This is a genomic window from Streptomyces sp. NPDC048196 (assembly GCF_040652715.1).
Taxonomy (GTDB): Bacteria; Actinomycetota; Actinomycetes; order Streptomycetales; family Streptomycetaceae; genus Streptomyces; species Streptomyces siderophoricus.
Genome location: NZ_JBEZMM010000090.1, coordinates 1 through 21,469, shown reverse-complemented (window position 1 = coordinate 21,469; position 21,469 = coordinate 1). Strand labels below are relative to the sequence as shown.

The window sequence follows — 21,469 nt, the reverse complement described above, 5'->3', positions numbered from 1 at the left end:
CGACTGGCTGGACTGGTACAACTACCACCGACCCCACACCGGAATCAGCGGCCACACCCCAGCCAGCCGCGTCACCAACCTGTCCGGACAGCACACCTAGCCCTGTGGAGCGTTCTGGGCTGCTGTCTCGGCGGTCATCAGCGCCGAGCGCCGTCGAGAGACTGGCAGTGGGCGAGTAGTGCCCGGTGCACCGAGGGCACGGCGCTGACACGCAACATGTAGCCCTGACCTCGCCGTACAGTCACGCCTTGGTCGAGCGCGGCGCGCTCGGCGTCGTCCAGTTCGGCCGCGAGTAGGAAGTCGGCGACCTTGCCCGGCATGTCGAGGGCGACCGCCGATGAACTTCACGGTGGACAGCAGTTCTGCGGTGCGCGGGTGGCGGGCGGCGAGGTCCATCGCGGAGAACGCGCCGTCGTGGATGCGCAGGGCGAGGCGGCCGGTGTGGAGGACGTCGAGCACGTCGAGGATGTGCTGGGTGCCGCGCACGAGGCGGAACATCTGGGAAATGTGCACGGTGTCGCCCGGCCGCGAGTAGGCGAGCAGCTCGCCGAACTTCGTTCGTTGCAGCGGGTGGAGGCGGCTGGAGGTGTCGGCCTCTTCCTCGAAGAAGATCGGGTCCTCGATCACAACCTCGTCGAGCACGAGGTTGTGACGGCCGGTTAACTGCTGGTCGGTCGACACTCGCTTGTAGACCAAGTTGGCCATGCCGCTTCCCTGTTTCGATGTCGCATTCGACCCCAGCTGTCAGCAAACCCTTTCATCAGCCTCCATCGGACGGGTGTCCCTGTGATGCTCGGGGTGCGGTTCTGGTTGACGGCCTGGCTGCTGGGCCTTTGTGGCGCCGGTCCGGGCGGTGCGCGGCACGCGGATGGCCTGGGGGTTCCATTCCGTGAGCGCTAGCAGAATCGACGCGGTAACGATAAAAATCAACACTGTGTAGACTTTTGCCGAATGGGGGGCCACCCGGCTCCTCGCGAGGCCTCTCTGGAGGAACAATGGAGAAGCGGAACTGGCTCATCACCGGCGTCAGCACGGGCCTGGGGCGCGCTTTCGCCCAAGCCGCCCTGGCCGCCGGGCACACCGTCATCGGCACCGTCCGCTCCGAGAAGGACCTGCGCGCCTTCGAAGAGCTCAGGCCCGGGCACGCTCACGGCCGTATCCTGGACGTGACGGACGGTGACGCCGTCTCCGGCGCGGTCGCGGAGGTCGAGCGGAGCGTCGGCCCTCTGGACGTCGTCGTCGCCAACGCCGGCTACGGCCTGGAGGGGACCTTCGAGGAAACCCCGCTGGCCGAGGTGCGACGGCAGTTTGAGGTGAACGTGTTCGGGGCGGTGGCCACCCTGCAGGCGGCGCTGCCCCACATGCGCCGCCGCCGCCGCGGACACCTGATGGCCGTTACCTCCATGGGCGGGCTCATGGCCGTGCCCGGCATGTCCGCCTACTGCGGCAGCAAGTTCGCCCTGGAGGGAATCCTGGAGGCGCTGGGCAAAGAAGTCGCGCAGTTCGGAATCCATGTGACGGCGATTGAGCCCGGCTCCTTCCGCACCGACTGGGCCGGACGGTCCATGACACGCGCCGCGCGGACCGTCGACGACTACGACGAGTTGTTCACCCCCATCCGCGAAGCGCGGCAGAAGGCCAGCGGGAACCAGCTGGGCAATCCGGCCAAGGCGGGCGAAGCGGTCGTGCACATCACGACGGTCGAGCAGCCGCCGGCCCACCTCGTCCTGGGCTCGGACGCGCTGCGGCTGGTCACCGCCGCGCGCACGGCCGTGGACGAGGACATCCGCGCGTGGGAGACACTCTCGCGTACGACCGACTTCGCCGAGGGCGCTCAGCTCTGATGCCCGGCCACCATTCCGCGCGCAGCCGTCGCACCACCGAGCGCAAGGGGGATGTCCGGGAGCGAGCCATCCTCGACACCTGCGAAGCCCTGCTGGCGCACAAGGGCTACGACGCCATGACCGTCGGCGACATCGCCCAGGGCGCCGGCATCACACGCGGGGCCCTGTACTTCTACTTCGGCTCCAAGCAAGAAGTGGTCACGGCACTCGTGGCCCGGACCGTCGAGCACCTGTGGGAACGGTCCCGGGTCACCGCGCAGACCGACGAGCCACGCCAGGCCATCACAGCAGCCATGCAGCGCACGGTCGAGCTGTGGAACGCACACGGCCCGGTCATGCGCACGGCGATCGACCTGTCGTTGACCGTGCCGGAGATCGGCGAACTGTGGAAGCACACGGCTGACCTGTTCATCGCGGCCATCACCGCCGTCCTGGAACGCGCCGGCGTCCAGGCCGGCGCTGCACCGGACCATGCCTCGGCGATGGCACGCGCCCTGTGCTGGATGATCGAGCGGACCTTCTACCACGCTTCACAGGAATCCCGCGAGAAGCTCCAAGAGGCGTCGGCGACATGCGAACACATCTGGCTGACCAGCGCCGGCCTGAGATGAACACCCTCATCGTCGGCAAGGCGGTCACCGGCGAGAGCGCCTTCGTCTGCCCCGGGCTCCCCACGACCCGCGCCGGCCCCGAGTGACGCGTGCCTCGGAGCCGGCACGGACCGATGCGGGCGTGCTGCCCCGGCTTCGTGCGCAGCGCACAAGTCCCGCCGCGAGCGTCGTCGTCCGCGCCCATGGGCCGCGAGCCCCGCCGATTCGTACCGTCTCTCCTCATGCACCGGACGTCCGTCCCACGCCGGGACGGGCGGCGACCCGTCCGCCCGACGTACGTCGACGTACTGCGAGGAGCCGACATGCACATCGCGGAACTGCCGGATCTGCGGGCCCAACGGGACGCGGACGGTCCCTGCACAGCCGACGAATCGTCGGACCTGGACAACGCGGCGTTCGCCCGCCGGGTCCGCCGGGCCACGGCGGCCCTGCGGGCGCGGGGGGTCGGGCGCGGGGACGTGGTGGCACTGCTGCTGCCCAACACGGTGGACTTCGTCGTCGCGCTCTTCGCCGCCTGGCGACTCGGCGCGGCGGTGACCCCGGTCAACCCGGCCCTCACCGAGCACGAGGTGCGGTACCAGCTCGGCGACGCGGGTGCCGCGGTGGTCGTCACCGCTGAGCCGTCGCCACGCGCGGGGACGCTCACGGTGGCCGAACTGGGCGCCGCGCACGAAGACACGGCCGCACCGGAGACGGACGCGGAGGCGCTCGCCCTGCTGATCTACACCAGCGGCAGCACCGGGCGCCCCAAGGGCGTCATGCTCGACCACGCCAACCTCGCTGCCATGGCGGGCATGATGATCGAGGCCGCCCGGCTCTCCGAGGCCGACCACAGCCTGCTGATCCTGCCGCTCTTCCACGTCAACGGGATCGTGGTCGGCGTGCTGTCCCCCTGCTGGCCGGCGGGCGGGTCACGGTGGCCGGGCGGTTCCGGGCCGAGACCTTCTTCGACCTGGTCGAAGCGGCGCGTCCGACCTGTTTCTCCGCGGTCCCGGCGATCTACTCGATGCTCGCCGAACTGCCGGACCACGTACGGCCGGACACCTCCTCGGTGCGGTTCGCCGCCTGCGGGGCGGCCCCGATGCCGCCCGCACTCATCGAGCGGTTCGAGCGCCGCCACGGCATCCCGATCCTGGAGGGTTACGGTCTCTCCGAGGGCACCTGCGCCTCCACCACCAATCCGCTGAACGGCCCGCGCAGGCCCGGCACGGTCGGACGGCCGCTACCCGGCCAGCAGGTCGCCGTGATGGACGCGCAGGGCCGGATCGTCCCGGCGGGGGAGACCGGTGAAGTGGTCGTCCGCGGACCCAACGTGATGCGCGGCTACCTGGGCCGCCCGGAGGAGACCGCCCGAGCCGTGGTCGACGGCTGGCTGCACACCGGCGATGTCGGCCGCTTCGACGAGGACGGCTATCTGGTGCTGCTCGACCGCATCAAGGACCTGATCATCCGAGGCGGCGAGAACATCTACCCCAAGGAGGTCGAGACCGTCCTCGGCGACCACCCCGATGTGCTCGAAGCCGCCGTGGTGATCGGGTGACCACGGCCGGAAGTCCTTGAGCGGGTTGATCGTTCGCTTGACTTCGTCGCCGCGCTTGTAGACGTCTTGTCGAAGCCTGGGGGCCAACCGCCCGCGCTGCCACGGCGTCGGCGGTTGGCCCGTTGGCCCGTTGGCCCGTTGGCCCTTGCGCTCGGGAATGGTGTGCTTAATCTGCCGACGCCGCGAGTACCTGCGATTTCGGTGGGACGAGTACGCCTTCTCACCACCCATGTGATCGGGGCGCGCGTGGATGACCACCGGCCGGACGTGGGACACGGATGTGTTCGAGGGCCGGGATGGGTCACGGGGCGTCGTCCCACTGGCCTGGTGTGATGACGAACGCGAGCCGACGGCGACCGCCCTCAACCGTCAGGTGAATCTTGCAGTTAGCCCACCACGGGAGGGGCCGGCCCAGAGCCTCGTCCGAACGATGCGGAAAAGGCCGGCCGCGTCCCGCAGGGATACGCGGCTCACAGGTACGGGCACCGGAGGCGTACTGATGGGCCTGGCAGGAAGTCGAGTTCACGCTGACCATGCTCCAGTCGATCCGCCCTTCAGCATCGGCATCGGCCTGGGCAGCCCGCAGAATCCTTTCCCATGTGCCGTCCGCCGACACCTGTGATGCCTGGCCGCCTGGTCTTCCAACTTCCGAGTTGTGCCGGCACGTCGCTTTGCCGGCCGGGGCGGGAGGCGGCGGCCCGTGCGGTGTTGCGTCGGCCGCGCGGGCACTGCCCCGCGGTGAGAGAGTTGGCGGTCTCACCGGTGCGCGGGCCCGCGCTCGTAGCCCGATCCCACCTCTGCCCTTGCCCCTCCACTGGTCTCCGGGCAGTCGAAGTCGCGCTGTCAGCAGAGCCGTCGCAGTGCCGGGATCCGACGCAACACCCCCCGTGGTACGTCTGTATGAGGAGGACGGATCAGTGTCATCGGCGTCAGCCAGATCCGGCCGGACGAACCGAGGTGCAGCCCGATACACGAGCCTCGGGTGGGCTCAGGTTGGCGACTGAACAGGGGCGTTCGAAGTTCACCAGCCGGCCCGTAAGGACCAATCTGATCCGTACCCGGCGGCCAAACCTTGCCCGGGGATCCGGATCGACCCCGAAACGTAACGCGCAGCAGGCTTACACGCGTTCCGACCGGTCGGTATCGTGCGCCGGCGGAGCACACCTCCCAGTTCCGCTCCACGGATCCGAGCCGTAGTGGAAGGCCAGGCGATGACACACGCGGACGACAACCGGTACCCGCCACCAGCAGCACCAACGGGATGGCCGCTGCCACGCACGGAGCCCGAGTTGTACGGATACGAAGCGTCTCCGGACGACTCGTACGGGCAAGCTCCTCGGCGCGAGCAGGCCGTGCACGAGACTCCTCGGCGCAGTGCCGACCTCGCTGCCCTCCGCTCGGCCTACCGCTTGCTCCGTCGGGTCTCCACGCTCACCGCGCTCGGCTCCTTCGTCGCGTACGTGGTGCTGTCCTGCTATGTGCCGGGCCTGATGGGGTCCAAGATCGCCGGGGAGCTGAGCCTGGGCATGGTCCTGGGGGTACTCCAACTCGTCGTCACCTTCGCGGCGGTCCTCTGGTATGGCCGCAGCGCACAACGCTCCGTCGACCCCTTGGCGCGGGTAGTCAGACAGCGGGCCGCTGGGGATGCCGGGGTGAGGAGATGAACGACTTGAGCGCCGGGACGCAGGCCACCGTCCTGCCCCTGTTCTCCGCCCTGCTCACTCTCACGTTGCTGATCTGCGTGATGGCCGGACCGGATCGCGACGACCTGACGAACTTCTATACCGGCTATCTCTCGCTCACGCCGCTCAAGAACGGCCTGGCGATCGCGGGCGACTACATTTCCGCTGCCACGGTGCTGAGTACCACCGGCATCATCGCGCTCGCGGGATACGACGGCTACGTGCTGGCGGTCAGCACCGCCATGTCGCTGGTGCTGCTGATGTTCCTGCTGGCCGAACCCCTGCGCAGTGTCGGCGAGTTCACCATGGGCGACGTCCTGGTCCGCAACATGCCCGGGCGGGCCGTCCGTGTCGCCTCCTGTGTGGTGACGCTTTCGGCGACCCTTCCCTTCCTGGTCGTCCAGCTCTCCGGGGCCGGGTCGCTGCTCACCTTCATCCTGGGCATGCCTCACCTGGCGGGCGCCAGGACGGTATGCATCGTCCTCGTCGGCAGCCTGATGATCATTTACGCGGCGATCGGCGGCATGAGGGGCACCGCGATGATCCAGATGATCAAGATCGTGCTCCTGCTGGTCACCAGCGTCGCCGTCGCCGCCCTGGTCCTGAACCGCTTCGACTGGAGCTCCAGTGAGCTGCTCCGCGCCGCTCAGCACGGCAGCGGAGCGGGCCCTGCTTTCCTCCAGCAGGGCCTGCAACTGGGCACCTCGGCCGGTGGCCGGCTGGACTTCATCAGTCTCCAAATCACCGTGGTCCTTGGCGTGGCCTGCCTGCCACACGTCACGATGCGTCTGTACTCGGCGCGGGATGTGCCGGCCGTGCGTCGCTCCATGTCGTGGGCGGTCGGCACGGTCACCACGTTCTGTCTGCTCGTGATCATCATGGGCACGGGCGCCGCGGCGCTGGTGGGATCGCGAGACATCACCGCGGCCGACCCGCAGGGCAGGACGTCGGTGCTCATGTTGTCCCGGGCGCTCGGCGGGGACGCCTCCTCGCCGAGCGCGACGATCCTCTACTCGGCGGTGGCGGGCATGGTGTTCATCACCCTCCTGTCGTCGGTCGCGGGGATGACCCTGGCCGCGGCCTCGTCCCTCGCCCACGACCTGTTCGCCCATGTGGCGCGGCGGGGACAGGCCGAGCCGCGTACGGAGATGACGGTGGCGGTGTGGACGAGTGTGGTCGTGGGAACCGTTGCCATGGGGCTCTCCGTCCTGGTCCAGGGGTGGGACATCGGCGTGCTGACCACTCTGGCAATCTGCGTAGGGGCATCGGCGGTGGCACCCGCGCTCACCTACTCCCTATTCTGGCGAGGATTCACACGCACCGGCCTGCTCGCCGCCCTCTACGGCGGCACGGCCTGCGCGCTGATGCTGATGGTCTTTTCGAAGGCCGTTTCAGGCACGCCGTCCGCCGTCTTCCCGGATGCCGACTTCGCCCTGTTCCCCATGCGCTCCACCGGGCTGGTGTCCATACCGTTCGGCTACCTGGCGGGCTGGCTGGGCAGCCGTCTGGACCACCGGCGCCGCGCTGCTGAGAGCCGCGAGACCCGGCGGCTGTACGAGGAGAGCGAGGCACGGCTGCTCGCCGCAGCCGAATGACCACGGGCGTGTTGACCTCCAAGAGGTCGTTTTCTCCCAGTGCTTCATCCCAAAATAGGTGGCTCCCTGATGGTTTTGGGGTGGCGTCAGGAGACAGTCGCTTCGCCGGTGAGGCGGCGGCAGCAGCCTGGCCACAGCCCTGATCCGGGCAGGGCATGAGGTGACCGTGGCGGACCGCGCGCCGGGCGCCGCCGCTGACGCCGCCCGTACAGCCCGGATCGTCATCAACGTCACCCTGGGCGCCGGCTCGCTGGACCGGCTCGTCGCCCTGCGCGAGGAACTGCGCGGCAAGTCAACAGCTCGACGCGGACCTGGCCGCCTACTACCACAACCTGCAGGGAGATCTGCGGGCCGGACACAAACCGGGCGGCCCGGACGGCAGCGCGTACCAGGTCCTCGACACCCGCGGGCGAGTCATCCAGGCCAGCAACCTCGTACGCACCAAGCAGCTGCTCACCCCCGCCCAGATCACCTCCGTCACCGGCGGCGCCACCGTCCACCGCGATATCGGAGGACTGCTGCCGCTCAACCCGCACACCTTGCGGATCAAGGCCCAGCAGGTCCGGCTGCCCGACCACAGCACCGTGATCGCCGTCGCGGCCCTGCGCCGCGGCCACCGCGACGAGGCCCTGCGCGAACTCCTCGCCCAGCTCGGCATCGCCGCGGGCCTCACCCTGATCGCCGCCTCATACGTTGGCTACCGCACCGCCCGCGCCGCACTGGATCCGGTGGAACGCTACCGCCGCCGCGCCGCGACCCTGGCCGACGGCACCCACGGCCTACGACTGCCCGTTCCCGAGGACCGCGACGACGAACTCACCCGGCTCGGACACACCATGAACCGGATGCTCGAACGCCTCGAAGCCGCCGCCGAACGCGAACGGCGCTTCCTCGCGGACGCCAGCTACGAACTGCGCACCCCGCTATCCCTGCTGCGCGCCGAACTCGACGTCGCCCTGCACCGCCCACGCACCGCCACCGAACTCACCGACACCCTCAGCTCGGTGGACAACGAGGTCCAGCGCCTCATCGACCTCACCAACGCCCTGCTGGGCCTCGAACAGCTCGGCGCCACCGACCACCTCACCCGTGCCCCCGTGGACCTTCCCGCATTGATCGCCTCCGCCGTCGACCCGCACCGCACGGCCGCCACGCGCGCCCACCGCAGCATCACCGTCGACGCCGCCCCCGGCACGGTCGACGTGGACGCCACATGGCTCCGGCCGGCCATCGGCAACCTCGTCGACAACGCCCTCCGCCACAGCCACGGCGACATCCACATGACCGCGGCCACCCCCGACGGACACCTGCGCCTCACCGTCACCGACGAGGGCCCCGGCTTCCCAACCGACTTCCTGTCCAAAGCCTTCGAACGCTTCGCCCGCGCCGAGACAAGCCGCACCAGCCCCGGATCAGGACTCGGCCTCGCCTTCGTCGCCGCCGTCGCCGCCTCCCATGGCGGCACCGCCCACGCCGAAAACACCGAACACGGCGCAGCCGTGACCCTCGACATCCCCTGCTGACCAAGCTCCACCTCTGCCGACCGGCCGGGCTTCGGGGTGCCGCAGCAGCAGCCGCGGCAGACGGTGACGGTGGGCCGGGCGGCCCCCGGGGCGGGTGCGGTGCGGTGGGGGGCGTTTGCTCATGCCGTGTCCTTGGTGAGGCGCGGCCAGGCGGCCTCGCGCAGCAGGCGCAGGCCGTTGAGTCCGACGATGACGGTGGAGCCTTCGTGTCCGGCGACGCCCAGGGGCAGGGGCAGGGTGGCGTTCAGGTCCCAGGCGACCAGGACGGTGATGAACGCCCCGGCGATGACCAGGTTCTGGATCACCAGACGGCGGGCGGTGCGGGAGAGCTGCACGATCGAGGCGATGGTGGCGAGTTCGTCGCGGACGACTACGGCGTCGGCGGTCTCCAGGGCGAGGTCGGAACCGGCCTTGCCCATCGCGATCGCGGAGTGCGCGGCGGCCAGGGCGGGGGCGTCGTTGACGCCGTCGCCGACCACCAGCACCCGGCGCCCCTGGGCCTCCCACTCCTTGACGGCGGCGACCTTGTCCTGGGGCAGCAGTCCGGCGCGGACGTCGGTGATGCCGACCTCGGCGGCCAGGTGCCGGGCGGCGCGCTCGTTGTCGCCGGTCAGCAGGACCGGGGGGCGGCCGGTCAGACGGGTGAGGGCGACGACGGTGGTCTTCGCATCCGGTCGCAGACGGTCCGCGATACCGAGTACGCCCACCGGGGTGCCGTCGCGCAGGACCACGACGGCGGTGCGGCCGGCCTGCTCGAGTTCGGCCACCACCGTGTGGTGAGCGGCGTGGGTCGGGCCGTCCAGCAGGCGGGAGGGCGAGCCGACGGTGAGGACGCGGCGGTCGATGGTGGCGGTGACGCCCTGCCCGGGAGTGGAGGTGAAGTGGTCGGCGCCGGCCAGGGGCAGGTTCTTCTCGCGGGCGGCGGCGACCACGGCACGGGCGAGGGGGTGTTCGCTGGGATGCTCGGCGGCGACGGCCAGCGCCAGCAGGGCACTCTCGTCCAGGCCGCTTCCCGACAGGGGCCGCAGGTCGGTGACGCGGGGGGTTCCCTCGGTGAGGGTGCCGGTCTTGTCAGGGCGACGGTGTCGATCTGGCCAAGGCGTTCCATGACGACGGCGGACTTGGCCAGGACGCCGCGGCGTCCGGCGTTGGCGATGGCGGACAGCAGTGGCGGCATCGTGGAAAGGACGACCGCGCACGGTGAGGCCACGATCATGAACGTCATCGCCCGCAGCAGGGAGGTCTGGAGCGTGGCGCCGAAAGCGAGGGGGATCACGAAGACGGCGAGGGTCGCGATGACCATGCCGATCGAGTAACGCTGCTCGATCTTCTCGATGAACAGCTGGGTGGGTGCCTTCGTCCCGGATGCTTCCTCGACCATCTTCACGATCCGGGCGATCACCGAGTCCGACGGGTCCCGCTCGACGCGCATGCGCAGGGCGCCGGTGCCGTTCACGGTGCCGGCGAACACCTCGTCCCCGACCTGCTTGGCGACGGGGAGGGGCTCGCCGGTACGCGGCGGGGGTCGTCGTCGAGCGCCAGCTCAGCACCCAGTTCTGGGCTGCGGCGAGGTTCGGTGCGGGGCGGTGCCGGCCACCTGGTACGTGAAGTCGTCCCACTCCTTCAGAGCCCGTGGCCCGTCGGCCCGGAGGCGGCCGACGGGCCGAGCACCGGTGGGTGACGGGATAGATGCCCGGTGAAAACGATTTCTTCCGTTCGCCCCGAAAGGTTCCGCTACGCCACCCCGGGCGCGGGGTGCCAGCCGGTACCGTTGCAACAGAAGTCAGTACACGGGGGTCTGATATGCGCGTGCCTCTTGAGGCTGGGCTGGTCCGGATCTGGGACGGTGACGAGCCTGTCGGGGCCGGCTTTCTCGCCGGCCCTCGGCACTTGGTGTCGGCCGCGCACGTGGTCGCCGGAGTTCTCGGGATATCCGCCGATGAGCCCCCGCTTGAGGGGGCCTCGGTCAGTCTTGACTTCCCGCTGCTCGCTCCCGGCAGACGGCAGCTCGCCGACATCGTCGCCTGGCGGCCTCCCATGCCGGAGCAGGGGATGGACGTCGTCGGGCTGCGGTTGCGGGAGCCACCGCCAGCGGACGCCCGGCCGCTCGTCCTGAGCCGGCGGCACGGGGAGTTGGACGGCTCGTTGGTCATGGTGGGCTTTCCCCGCGGTCTGGAATTGGGCACCTGGGTGCACGGGCGGCAGGGCGGTCCCGTCGCCACGGGCTGGGTGGAGATCGAGAGTGACCCGGCACGGCAGGCCATGCTGGCCCCCGGCTTCTCCGGAGCCCCCGTATGGAGCACCGACGCGGACGCCGCTGTGGGCATGGTTGGCTACCGCGTTACCGGCGCTGGCACGAAGATCGGCTACATGCTCCCGGTGGACATGCTGCTGGAGGCGTGGCCCGAGCTGGCCGAGGTGATCGAGCGGCGCGTCCCGTACCGGGCGCTGCGCCCCTTCACCGAGCAGGACGTCGATCTTTACTACGGGCGCGAGGAGTTGGCCGGCCAGATTGCCGACCGCATCCGCTCCGGAGTGCCGTTGATCAGCGTCATCGGCGGATCGGGCATGGGGAAGTCCTCGCTGTGGCACGCAGGCGTGGTGCCCCGGTTGCGCGCCACCGACTCCTCGGGCGCCGTCCTGCTCCCCCTGACGTTACGCCCGTCCGATGCCGCCACCCCGCTGACTGCGCTGGCCTTCGCTCTCGACCGGCTGATGCACCCCGACCGCACGGCGGCGGCCCGGCTGGAGTCGGTCGCCGCGACTGAGGTCTGGCTGGCGGGCGGACAGCTGCCCGACATCGTGGCGGCTGTGCTGGAGCAGCACCATGCGGACCAATTGGTCGTGTGCGTGGACCAGTTCGAAGAAGTCTTCGCGGCGTCGGACAACGACCGCTCCGCATTCGTCCGCGCTCTGCTTCCCTGCCTGTCCGCCGGGTCCCGGCTGTGTGTGCTGGTGAACCTGCGCGACACCTTTCTGGGGACGGCACTGGCCGATCGCGCCGCCGCTGACCTCGCCCGGACATGGCTGCCAGTCACCGTGGGCGAGATGACCGAGGTCGAACTGCGCCGGGTCATGACCGGGCCGCTGGAAAGCGTCGGCACGGTCGCTTTCGCTGACGGGCTGGTCGAACGCATCCTGGACGATCTGAAACACACCCCGAACCCCTTGCCCCTGCTCGAATTCACTCTCGCCGAACTGTGGCAGCGCCGCAGGGCGGGTCTGTTGACCCATGCGGCGTACGAGGAACTGGGCGGCATCTCAGAGGCCCTCGCCCGCTACGCGGACCGGATCTGGGCCAGCATCGACCCGGCGACCCGGGAGGTCGCCGACCGGCTCCTCATCCAGCTGGTCCGGCCTCTGCCCGACGGCGACCTCGCCGTACGCTGCACCGCGTTGCGCGACGAGTGCGACGAGAACCAGTGGAACGTCGGTCAGCGCCTCGCCACTTCACGACTGCTTGTGATGCACCGGATCGGCGGCGACCCGAGCAGCGCCTCGGGCATCGAGCTGGCGCACGACTCGCTCCTGCTGCACTGGCGTCATCTGCGCGAACTGTGCGACGAGCACCGCGCGTTCCGCCTCTGGCAGGACACCCTCAGACAGCGCATGGCCACCTGGTCCCAGCAGGGCCGCCCGGGCAGGCGGCTGCTCGCCGGTGCCGAGCTGAGGGACGCCCGCCGGTGGGGGCGCACTCATGAGGCCCATCTCTCGACCCAGGAGCACGAATACATCCTGGCCGGCCGGGTGCGCCGCTGGCGGGTGAACGGCACGGTCTCAGTCGCCTTGGTCCTCGCGCTGGTGGCGGGGACGCTGACCTACCAGCACCGCAGCGAGCAGGTGGCGCAGTCCCTCGCGGCGACTCTGCGCACCAAGGCCGAGGAGCTGGCCCCCTACGACTCCTACGCCGCGATGCAACTAGGCCTGCGCTCTTACCGTACGCACCCGGACAGCGGTCTGCCGGACGTCTTCGACGGGCTGGGTCCCGTCGACCGGATAGTGCCGAACCTCGGTGCGACGACCACGGCACCACGCGGCGAATCCCCGACGCCGACGCCGACCGCGCAGAAACCTCCCCCGTTGTCGTACGCCGACCAGATGGGACTCCAGGATCTGACCCACCTGGTGGCGGCTGGCGGCCGGACCCTGGTCACGCGTGCCCCGAGAGGCCAGATCGTCCCGTGGCGGGACACCGGGCGCGGGCTGGTGGCTGATCCCCTGGAGGGGGTGCTGGTGGAGAACGACCTGGCTGACAAGGCGGTGATCAGCCGCGACGGACGGTACATCGCGTTCCCGGACCAGCTCTTCCCGGACAAGGAGGGGAAGCGGAACGTCCCTGGCTCCTGCCCTGTGCCGGACCTGATGAGCACCACCATCAAGATCTGCCTGGTTGTCTACGACACGGTCGAACGCCGGGTCGTCTTCGGCAAGGAGTTCGCTCCACTGCCCATGGTCGGCCGGGTCTCCATGAGCATCGATCCGAACAGCCGGGTACTCGGGCTGGTGCTGCCGGACAGCCTGGAGCCCACGACCGCAGCGGGCCAGCGCAACACCCTGTATCTTCTCGATCTGAGGACCGGCGCGCTGCTCCGCAAGGCCGTACTGCCGTGGCGGAGTATGGTGTTCGACTTCTGGTTGGGCCCGGACGGCGAGTCCGCGATCCTGGGCGAAGGCGAGGCGGACGAGTCCACGATCCGTACCGACGTCACCCTGACCCGAGTGCGCGTGGCCCCTGACCGGATCACCCGCACCCCGCTGGCCGATCCCACCCGGACACAGAGCTTTATCACGAGCTTGGACGGCCGGACCGTCGCCGCGGTGCTCAAGGGCGCGCCCGGTGCCCCAGCCGAGCTGAGGGCCTGGAACATCGCCACCGGCGCGCAGACGGGGTACATCCCGCGCCTCGACCCTGCGGAAGCAGACGGGACACTCACCCTCAACTCCACCGGGACCGCCGCCTGGTTCTCCCTCCTCCCCGATGTCGACGCCATCAACGACAACGCCGACATCACCGACTCCGTCGCCGCCAGCCAGAGCCGCGTGTCCATCCGGTCGCTTGCCACGGGAAAGCGCGTCCGCCGCTCCTCCTATCCCGGGGCCTGGTCGACGCTGATGCCGCTGGGTGGCTCCCCAGACGACCCGGTCCTGCTCGTCGATGGCACCGCGCTGGGCGTCGTGTCGGCAGCCTCCGACGGGCGAAGCCCCCTCCAGCGGGTGGCGGACGCCGCCGAGGCCGGCCCACGCGAAGCCATCAGGAAGCCACCCAACGTCGACCGCCTGTGCGCGCTCCTGGGCCCCCAGGTCAACGATTCGCGCAACGTCAAGAATGCGGTCCCCTCCGGGGCCTACAACGGCTCCCTGTGCCCCTGAGCCAGGAGTACCGACGAACCACGCACATCACTCATGGATGAGGTGTCACATGGCTGAGATCGCTCGCTGGTCGCTGGACAACGGCGGAGAGGTGCTGGTGGAGATCGCGGAGGACGGCCCGGAGATCAGCCCGGTGTCCCGCTCCCGGGACGTGGTCCGGTCCGCAGCGACCTCGCTCGGGTCCGCACTGAGCAGTGTGCGGGACGCCTCCTCCACCATCCTCGGTCAGTTCCGCGATGCGCCCGTGTGCCCGGACAAGATCGAGGTGGAGTTCGGGGTGCGCCTGAGCACCGAAGCCGGTGCCGTCATCGCCAAATCCAGCCTCGACGGCCACTTGACGGTCAAGCTCAGCTGGGAGGGCGGACGAGCCGCCCAGGAATGAGCCTCCAGGTACCGGCAGGCCGCGCACCGCACTCCCAGCCTGTGCGCCTGGCCGGCGAGCTGGTGACCTGCTACTTGTTCTCGCTCCGCCTGTCCTACTCGGGCAAGGCCGTCCACCGGGTCTTCGCCTCCTGCGGCCAGGAAAGGCTTCTTCGAAGGGCATGTACACGCGCTTCGCACGCTGGGCGGTGTCCCTCGAAGCAAGATCCGCTACGACAACCTGAAAGTCGGCCGTCGCCCAGGTGCTGGGGCTGAACCGGGCCCGGGTGGAGACCGACCGGTGGATCGCCTTCCGCTCGCACTTCAACATCGAGAGCTTCTACTGCCGGCCGGAATCGAAGGGACTCACGAGAAGGGCGGGGCCGACGGGATGATCGGCTATTTCCGGCGCAACAACCTCACGCCGGTCCCGGAAGCCGACTCGCTCGCCAAATTGAACGAGATGGTCGACCAATGGGACCTGCACGACGGGCACCGCCGGATCGGTTCGCGGCCATGAAACCGTCGACGAGTACTTCGCCGTCGAACAGCCGTTGTTGACCCCGCTGCCGGAGGAGCCGTTCGAGACGGGCCGGCTGTTCAACCCACGGGTTGACCGCTACAGCCAGATCACTATCCGGACCAACCGCTACTCGGTCCCGACCCGTCTGATCGGCAAGCGGGTGCGAGTTGTCCTGCACGCCTCTCACCTGGTGGTTTACGAAAAGAACGTCGAAGTGGCCCACCATGAGAGGCTGATCGCGAAGGGCAGCTGCCGCCTGGACTTGGACCACTACCTCGAAGCCCTCATCGGCAAGCCGGGTGCCTTCCCCGGCGTCACGGCCATGGAACAGGCTCGGTCCGCGGGGAAGTTCACCCCGGTCCACCGGTGGTTGCCGGGCAGGCGCCGGCCACCGTCACGTCGCTGCACGAGTGGCGCCTCGCGCACCGCCCGCCGTGGGGCATCAAGCTCGCCGTCCGCTATGAAGCAACCGTGTTCGTCGCAGCCATCAACGAATGGCTGTGACCCACCCACGGGCTGGGAGAAGCGTCAGCGGTGGCCCAGCGTATCGACAACTTCACTGAGAAAGACGTAGCTCCTCCTGAGGGACAGAGCTGATCACGCCACGGCTCACCAGGTGCCGTGGTAGGCCAGGCTCACGGCCAGGGCGGCCACCGGCAGACAGAAAAATACGGCCCAGGGGCCCAACTGATAGTCACTGACCCGCAGGTGGGCACACAACGCACCCATGAAGTACAGCACGAGGCCGGCGGCAGCGAGGATGCCTAGCACCGGCACAGCGAACCCGGCCAGCAATCCCAGCGCGCCCGCCGCCAGTAGTGCGCCCAGCGGGCGCATCCAGGACCGAGGCACGCGCAATTTGTCCGCCTGGCTTTTGGGGTACTCGTGGCCGATGAAGTTGGCGGTGGCGGCCAAGCCGTTGATGGCCGAGGTCAGGAGGGTGACCACGAGGTAGACGGCGAACACGCAAGGCTCCTTCTTCGTGAGAATGATGGTTCGCGTCTAGGACGAGGCAGCGCCCCAAAGCGTGACACGCCACGGGTCTAGGTCAGTCGCCGCGCACACTTTCGATAAGCGCCCTACTAGTTGATCACCCGTCAGACGCCCCACGCCGTCAAAGTGCGAGGCTGGCCCGGGTGGTCTTGCAGCATGACGTCGAGACGTTCGCGGAGCAGGGTGCGGCCGAGATCGTCGTAAGCGCGAGCCCATAAGGGGTGGAGGTCCGGGAGGCGCTCTACATTCTCGTGGTAGGCGGCGGTGAGTCCCAAAAGAGCGCTCGCCGGGTAGCCCGCGTCGAGCATCCGGGAGGCATCAGCCAGGATGAAGTCAGTGTCCCCGGTGAAGGCGGGATACTCCTCGGCGAAGGCGTCGTTCGGTGCGAGAACGCCGACACCGATGCCGGACGGGTCGGGTTCGTGGCGCCAGCCGGCCGGCGGCGCAAGATCGAGGGGGACCTCCGCGTCGCTGCGGCCGCTGGGGGTAAGGCCGTACTCCGGGGTGGGATGGATGCCCAGTTCGGCCGACAGACGTGCCACCTGGGTGCGACGGCGCTCTCCTCCGCTGCGCAGGGCGAGGGAGAGCAGAAAGGTGAGGCCGTCCAGGGTATTCCGGCCGATGACGCCCGGCTCCTTGTGGCCGAAGGAAGCAACGGGGTGGTCGGTGCGTCCGAGTTCCGGCGCAGGGACCACCCATCCGACGCGGGTGCCGGTGCCAAGGTCCGCGAAGGGCAGGAGTTCCGGCACGGACATGAACGGTACGTGGTGCCGACGGGACGCTTTCCCCGCGTAGCAGTACTCCCACCCCTGGGGTGCGAGGGGTACCTCGCACAGGTCGAACGGCAGGGCAAGGCTGGTCTGCACGCGGCCAGCGTCGTACAGGCCCTCCTCGTATAGGTCCGTCGTGAGGAACCCCTCCTCCCAGGCGATGTCGATCACCTTGGCGAGTGCGGGTGGGGTGGGGAACGGGAACAGGTCATCGGTCCAGCGTGGTGGTGTCGTCATCGGAGGAGAGTGTGGCAGCCACGTCTGACAGCCGGAGAAGAGGCGCAACCGCCGAAGGATTTCCAAAGCCGACCACTAAGCTCCTGATCTTGCTCGGCTGGCTGGCTGGCTGGCCGAGATCTCTTCCGGGTTCTTGCCTGGGATGGACCGGGGGCCAGAAGGGGGCTCAAGGGCGGGTACCGGTCGGCCGATGGCGCTGGCATGGAAACGCGTTGTCTCGTCGCCGCTCGGTGTCTTCTGTATCGCTGCCTGTCCGGGATGGTTACCGGAGGCTTGGCTGTCCTGTGGGTGGCGGTGCTCGTGGCCCCAACTGTGGCGGCCGCGCCAACCTTTTTGCCGTGCCTGGCGGCGACTGCGGACGGGGACGGTCTGCGGGCGCTGTTCGGATCGGAGAACCGGCTGATCCGTACGCGCGAGCGGGTGGTCGCGGTGACATTTAACGCGGCCTGGAACGACGCAGGCCTGGACCCCGTCCTCGGTGGGCTCGCCCGTCGGCATACGCCGGCCACGTTCTTCCTGACTGGCGATTTCGCCGACCGCTACTCGAAGGTCGTGAAGAGGATCGCGGCCGGCGGGTACGGGTTGGGCAACCACTCCTACAGCCACCCCCACTTCAAGGACCTGACAGCGGCAGGGGTGCGTCGCGAGGTCCGGGCAGCGGACCGGGCCCTGCGCGCGGCCGGTGCAGGAGGGGCCCTGACCCCGTTCTTCCGGTTCCCCTACAGCGAGACCACTCCTGCCCTGATCAGCGAGGTCAACGGGTACGGCTTCGCGGACATTGAGTTCACCACTGGCGTCGTTGATGTCTAGGGGTTCTGGCTCAACTTCCGTGACGTGGCCACTCTCTGTCACGCCAATAGGACGCGCTTGCGAAGAAGTTGGAAGCCCGCCCGTCCGAACATCTGGCGCTTGAGCATCTTGATCCGGTTGACATGCCCCTCGACGGCGCCAGAGCTCCAGGGCAAGGTGAGTCCGGCGATGACGGCGTCGCGATCGCGGTCGATGCCGACCGCGAGGGTGTGAAGGCTGGGCAGGTCGTCGCTGCGGACGGCGTCGAGCCATTGCGGGAGACGGTGGCCTTGGCGCTCGGTGAGCATTTCAGCGAAGGACCGTACGTGGCCGGTGAGTGCTTCGAGTTCAGGGCAGTTGGCCAGGACTTCCTTCAGCCGGATGAGTTTGGTGTCGGTGAGGGTCTCTGGTCGGCTGAGAATCCACCGAGTGACAGCGCGAGGTGTTGGCGGCTGGGCGGTGACAGAGCGGGGTGAAGTGCGCTTCTTCCGGATGTAGGCGCTGACGATGCCGTAACTGCCCGTGTAGCCGAGCAGGATGATCTCCTCCCACAATTTCCAGGCGTTCGTGCATCCCTCAGCCCAGCGTTTGTCGAGGTAGGGCTTGTACTCTTCAACCGTCGTGGCTCGGTTGAACCGGTACTGGCCAGTGAACAGGTCTTCCGGCCTGGCGGCGTCCGCCAGGCTCTTGACGGTTCGGTGTGTCATATGGAGCTGACGACCGATGGAACGGCGTCTGTGGCCTGCTTCGAGCATTGCGTGGACTGTGGCGTGTCTGGCCCGGATGCGGTTGGCGAACCGCTCACTCTTCCACGGCGAGGCCGGGGTTTCCCTTGACAGCACAGGCTCGTCCGCGACCTCCTTCCCGACTGATTCGGGCAGGAGGACGCGCAGACACTGGCGATGGCGGGCGACAGCACGCTCGGCAGCATCACCGAGGTTGTTCCACAAGTGCCACCGGTCAGCGACCTGGATGGCTTGTGGTGCCCCGGCCCTGGGGCCTTCCGCGAAGAACGGCGCACGGTCGCGGCAGAAGACCTCGATCCCGGGACGGGCGGCGAGCCACCCGGCCACGCTGGACGCCTCCCGGTCGGGAAGCAGGTCCACCGGTCGCCGGGTCTCGACGTCGACCAGCACGGTGCCGTAGGCATGGCCCTTGCGGGTGGCGTACTCATCGACGCCGACCACCCGAGGAGACGGCGGATCCGGTTCGGGCAGGGCGGTGACCAGGCGCAGGACCGTGCTCCGGCTGACGGACACGCCCAGAACTGCGGACAGTCGGGCACCGGCCCGGCCCGCCAGGGCGAGACCTACCGAAGCGAGCGTGGAGCGCAGTCGCTCGGTGCGCTGGCCGTGCTTCCGGGTCAAGCCGGGTATCTGCTCAACGAAGGTCCGGCGCGGACACACCATGTCCTGACACCGGAAGCGCCGGACGCGCAGCCGGAGTACGACTCTTCGCCCACCACTCGGGACATCGGCGGGAAACCGCAGGTAAGAGCTGTGAACCCGGGCCGACCAGATGCCGCACTGCGGGCAGGCGGCGCCCCTCGACGTGCTGTGCGCGTCGACACGGACTATCGCGATATCGACGTCTACCGACAGCACCGCGACGTCCGCGATCGACGGGAACAACAGCTCCTGCAACCGGAGGACAACTTCTCTCACGGGCGAGACTGTCAGCCCCACCGCGACGATCATGACCTATTTTCGGTCTGCTTCTCGCGACACCCGACAGCCGCCAATCGTCACTCAGAGTCGCCCTTGCACGGAAGTTGAGCCAGAACCACTACTGCTCGATAAAGCCAGCGGGGTGTACCGCGATCCTGGGACCGGAATCCTGGTGGGACGGACGACCTTGCGGTCTCCGTGTCTCCCGCCCGTGCGGCGCCGGTCCCTCGGTCGCTGCGATCGTGCCGACTGGCCTGGTTGTTCCCGGCGCGGCCGTGGCCTTCCAGGCGCCAGCATTTCTACGCACGCACGTTTACCCGATGCGTGCAGGAAGCGTTGACGCAGCCGTACCTCACCAGGATGTCCACTACACAGGTCTGCACGGCGCTGCAGTACTCGCATCCGCCCAAGGTTGTTCAAGGCCGCTTGGCTCGCGTCACGTCAGTGGGTGCGTTCGCAGCCTTGCTGCATCAACCGCCGCAGTGGTTGCTCGACGACCACCGCAAACTCGCCAGACGGAGGGGCGCCTCATGGTAGGGGTACAGCTCAGCAGGTGTAGGCCGCGAATACGGGTAGTGATTCCCAGGGACTCGGGTGACGTGTTGAGGGGGAATGTCTTGGCCGGTGGCGCCGCCTGACACGGGCCGGATGCTCGCGGGACAGACGAACAGCCGCGGTGCGGGCCCGCCTCCACCTTGGCCGGGTGATGGCGAGGCGGTAGGAGTCGGTGCCGCAACTCTGCGCCTCTCGGCCGCGGTTGCCCTCCGCTTGCCTTGCAGGGCGCACAGAGAGCTGCCCTGACGGAAAACGCTGACCTTTGAACCCTCTTTGCCGCTCGCCGGCCGACTACCGGAAAGCGATCGCCCCTGGCTTAGACACTGCGTGATGAAGATGCCCGCCGGGAATCATGGAGGTTGTTCGCTATCGCGGAAGAAGGGGCAGTCACGGCCTGCTCGGGCCGCTGGTGGCCCGAGGGCATTGCGTGGAGGAAGCATGGCGTAGGGGACCATCATCGGAGCAGTCTTAGGTGCGGTCTTTGGGGCAGGAACCACTGTCCTAGTGGACCACCTTCGCTGGCGCCATGACCGAGATGGCAGAGCAGCTGCGCTCAGGCGTGAGCTGTACAGCGAGTACATTGCTGCTCTCGCCGCTACGCGCAATGAGTTGCGTGAGCTAGCTCACAACGACTCTCTTTCTGCCGCGGAACGAGGTGAGCAAGCGCGTGAAGTCGTGCGCACGCGTGGCGCTTACGAACTGCGCTACCGCATGCAGATAGTTGCTTCTCCCTCCGTAGCAGAGATGTCGGAAGAGGTGTTCCGGGAGCTGAGAGGGCTGAGAGATCGCATCTTCGCAGGGGACACCTACCGCGAAGCAACTTACTCAGAGCAGCGTATTCGCTATGTGGAAGCTTCACGCAGGCTCAGGGCAGCGATGCGAGATGAGGTGCAGGTCGAGCTTGGCCTGTAGCCGAATTGAGGTAGATCGTGTTCGCCTAGCGAACCCCCGTGGGCCATCCGCAGGCAGGCAAGGCAGGAGCGCGAGGCCCCAGGGTAAGCGACACCACTGGACCGTCAAACGGTCCATGGCCCGAGAGGTATCAGTTAGAGCGGCGAGACCCGGTGCCTTTGCCATCATCACGGCCCCCACCACCAACACCCGTGCTTAGCGGTGATGACGTGGGCACCGGGCTGATGCCTCCGTTTCCCCGGGCCCTTCGATGCCTCTGTCAAGAGCGGCACAGCCCGGCGCCACCGCGAAACTCGCGCCAGCCGGCCGGAAGTTGACCGTCACGGCGCGAGCCCGCCGCAGGGCCGACCTCTTGCTTCCACCCGGCGAGGAAGCGGGGGGCCATGGTGACAGCGAGGCCCCGCTATGTCCATCGCATGTGGATGGCGGTGAGTTGTTGTACTCGTTGTGGTGTCAGTGTTGTGGCTCTGGATCTTTGGTTGTTGATCCATGTTCCGA

At 68.5% G+C, this 21,469-nt stretch carries 15 protein-coding genes and 6 pseudogenes; 14 read left to right on the top strand and 7 right to left on the bottom strand.

Annotated features, from left to right (window positions below):
* Positions 1-100, top strand: a pseudogene (locus tag AB0E02_RS38300) (IS481 family transposase); the annotation flags it as partial.
* Here the strand turns inward: AB0E02_RS38300 and AB0E02_RS38295 are convergent.
* Complete coding sequence (locus AB0E02_RS38295; RefSeq protein ID WP_362149088.1) at positions 97-705, bottom strand: recombinase family protein; 609 nt, start codon at positions 703-705, stop codon at positions 97-99. The pseudogene AB0E02_RS38300 and the gene AB0E02_RS38295 sit on opposite strands and share 4 nt — an antisense overlap.
* A 290-nt stretch (positions 706-995) precedes the next feature.
* Between AB0E02_RS38295 and AB0E02_RS38290 the strand changes: the two genes are divergently transcribed.
* The 3 genes and pseudogenes from AB0E02_RS38290 (at position 996) to AB0E02_RS38280 (ending at position 3,995) form a co-directional block, all read left to right on the top strand.
* Entirely contained in the window at positions 996-1,844 is an 849-nt protein-coding gene (locus AB0E02_RS38290) for an oxidoreductase (protein ID WP_362149086.1), read from the top strand.
* Positions 1,844-2,455, top strand: coding sequence for a TetR/AcrR family transcriptional regulator (locus tag AB0E02_RS38285; protein ID WP_362149083.1), 612 nt, complete (start codon positions 1,844-1,846; stop codon positions 2,453-2,455). Before AB0E02_RS38290 ends, AB0E02_RS38285 begins: the two co-directional genes overlap by 1 nt.
* A gap of 113 nt (positions 2,456-2,568) precedes the next feature.
* A pseudogene (locus tag AB0E02_RS38280) lies at positions 2,569-3,995 on the top strand (AMP-binding protein).
* On the opposite strand, the pseudogene AB0E02_RS38275 reads toward AB0E02_RS38280, so the two are convergent.
* Positions 3,901-4,622 (bottom strand): annotated as a pseudogene (locus AB0E02_RS38275) (IS5/IS1182 family transposase); the annotation flags it as partial. The pseudogenes AB0E02_RS38280 and AB0E02_RS38275 sit on opposite strands and share 95 nt — an antisense overlap.
* A gap of 725 nt (positions 4,623-5,347) precedes the next feature.
* Here AB0E02_RS38275 and AB0E02_RS38270 point away from each other — a divergent pair.
* The 4 genes and pseudogenes from AB0E02_RS38270 to AB0E02_RS38255 all read left to right on the top strand — a co-directional run bounded on the left by AB0E02_RS38270 (position 5,348) and on the right by AB0E02_RS38255 (position 8,795).
* Positions 5,348-5,659 carry a DUF485 domain-containing protein gene (locus tag AB0E02_RS38270; protein ID WP_362149080.1) on the top strand — a complete coding sequence of 104 codons (312 nt, stop codon included), beginning with the start codon at positions 5,348-5,350 and terminating at the stop codon, positions 5,657-5,659.
* On the top strand, positions 5,656-7,272 hold the full coding sequence (locus AB0E02_RS38265) for a cation acetate symporter (protein WP_362149077.1): 1,617 nt from the start codon (positions 5,656-5,658) through the stop codon (positions 7,270-7,272). The genes AB0E02_RS38270 and AB0E02_RS38265 overlap by 4 nt, the downstream gene beginning before the upstream one ends.
* A 127-nt stretch (positions 7,273-7,399) precedes the next feature.
* A pseudogene (locus AB0E02_RS38260) lies at positions 7,400-7,558 on the top strand (NADP oxidoreductase); the annotation flags it as partial.
* A gap of 253 nt (positions 7,559-7,811) precedes the next feature.
* Positions 7,812-8,795: a HAMP domain-containing sensor histidine kinase gene (locus tag AB0E02_RS38255; protein WP_362149074.1), complete on the top strand. Its 984-nt coding sequence runs from the start codon at positions 7,812-7,814 to the stop codon at positions 8,793-8,795.
* 23 nt (positions 8,796-8,818) lie between these two features.
* Here the strand turns inward: AB0E02_RS38255 and AB0E02_RS38250 are convergent.
* Together AB0E02_RS38250 and AB0E02_RS38245 are read right to left on the bottom strand one after the other, a co-directional pair.
* Positions 8,819-8,890, bottom strand: a pseudogene (locus AB0E02_RS38250) ((2Fe-2S) ferredoxin domain-containing protein); the annotation flags it as partial.
* Positions 8,891-8,914: 24 nt separating this feature from the next.
* Positions 8,915-10,308 (bottom strand): annotated as a pseudogene (locus AB0E02_RS38245) (heavy metal translocating P-type ATPase); the annotation flags it as partial.
* A gap of 296 nt (positions 10,309-10,604) precedes the next feature.
* Here AB0E02_RS38245 and AB0E02_RS38240 point away from each other — a divergent pair.
* The 4 genes from AB0E02_RS38240 (at position 10,605) to AB0E02_RS38225 (ending at position 15,552) form a co-directional block, all read left to right on the top strand.
* Positions 10,605-14,165, top strand: coding sequence for a serine protease (locus tag AB0E02_RS38240; protein ID WP_362149071.1), 3,561 nt, complete (start codon positions 10,605-10,607; stop codon positions 14,163-14,165).
* A gap of 49 nt (positions 14,166-14,214) precedes the next feature.
* The gene (locus tag AB0E02_RS38235) at positions 14,215-14,547 is read left to right on the top strand and encodes a CU044_2847 family protein (RefSeq protein ID WP_266901042.1); all 333 of its coding nucleotides are present in this window, start codon (positions 14,215-14,217) and stop codon (positions 14,545-14,547) included.
* 279 nt (positions 14,548-14,826) lie between these two features.
* Positions 14,827-15,045: a hypothetical protein gene (locus AB0E02_RS38230; protein ID WP_362149067.1), complete on the top strand. Its 219-nt coding sequence runs from the start codon at positions 14,827-14,829 to the stop codon at positions 15,043-15,045.
* Positions 15,046-15,414: 369 nt separating this feature from the next.
* Positions 15,415-15,552: a hypothetical protein gene (locus AB0E02_RS38225; RefSeq protein ID WP_362149064.1), complete on the top strand. Its 138-nt coding sequence runs from the start codon at positions 15,415-15,417 to the stop codon at positions 15,550-15,552.
* A 105-nt stretch (positions 15,553-15,657) separates the two neighbouring features.
* Here the strand turns inward: AB0E02_RS38225 and AB0E02_RS38220 are convergent, their stop codons facing one another.
* Together AB0E02_RS38220 and AB0E02_RS38215 are read right to left on the bottom strand one after the other, a co-directional pair.
* Positions 15,658-16,014: a DoxX family protein gene (locus AB0E02_RS38220; protein ID WP_362149061.1), complete on the bottom strand. Its 357-nt coding sequence runs from the start codon at positions 16,012-16,014 to the stop codon at positions 15,658-15,660.
* Between the two features lie 131 nt (positions 16,015-16,145).
* Positions 16,146-17,048 carry a hypothetical protein gene (locus AB0E02_RS38215; RefSeq protein WP_362149058.1) on the bottom strand — a complete coding sequence of 301 codons (903 nt, stop codon included), beginning with the start codon at positions 17,046-17,048 and terminating at the stop codon, positions 16,146-16,148.
* A 288-nt stretch (positions 17,049-17,336) separates the two neighbouring features.
* Here AB0E02_RS38215 and AB0E02_RS38210 point away from each other — a divergent pair, with 288 nt between their 5' ends.
* The gene (locus tag AB0E02_RS38210; RefSeq protein ID WP_362149055.1) at positions 17,337-17,858 is read left to right on the top strand and encodes a polysaccharide deacetylase family protein; all 522 of its coding nucleotides are present in this window, start codon (positions 17,337-17,339) and stop codon (positions 17,856-17,858) included.
* A gap of 38 nt (positions 17,859-17,896) precedes the next feature.
* On the opposite strand, the gene AB0E02_RS38205 is transcribed toward AB0E02_RS38210, so the two are convergent.
* Positions 17,897-19,534: an ISL3 family transposase gene (locus AB0E02_RS38205; protein WP_362149053.1), complete on the bottom strand. Its 1,638-nt coding sequence runs from the start codon at positions 19,532-19,534 to the stop codon at positions 17,897-17,899.
* Between the two features lie 1,134 nt (positions 19,535-20,668).
* Between AB0E02_RS38205 and AB0E02_RS38200 the strand changes: the two genes are divergently transcribed.
* Entirely contained in the window at positions 20,669-20,971 is a 303-nt protein-coding gene (locus AB0E02_RS38200; RefSeq protein WP_362149050.1) for a hypothetical protein, read from the top strand.
* The last annotated feature ends 498 nt before the right edge of the window (positions 20,972-21,469 follow it).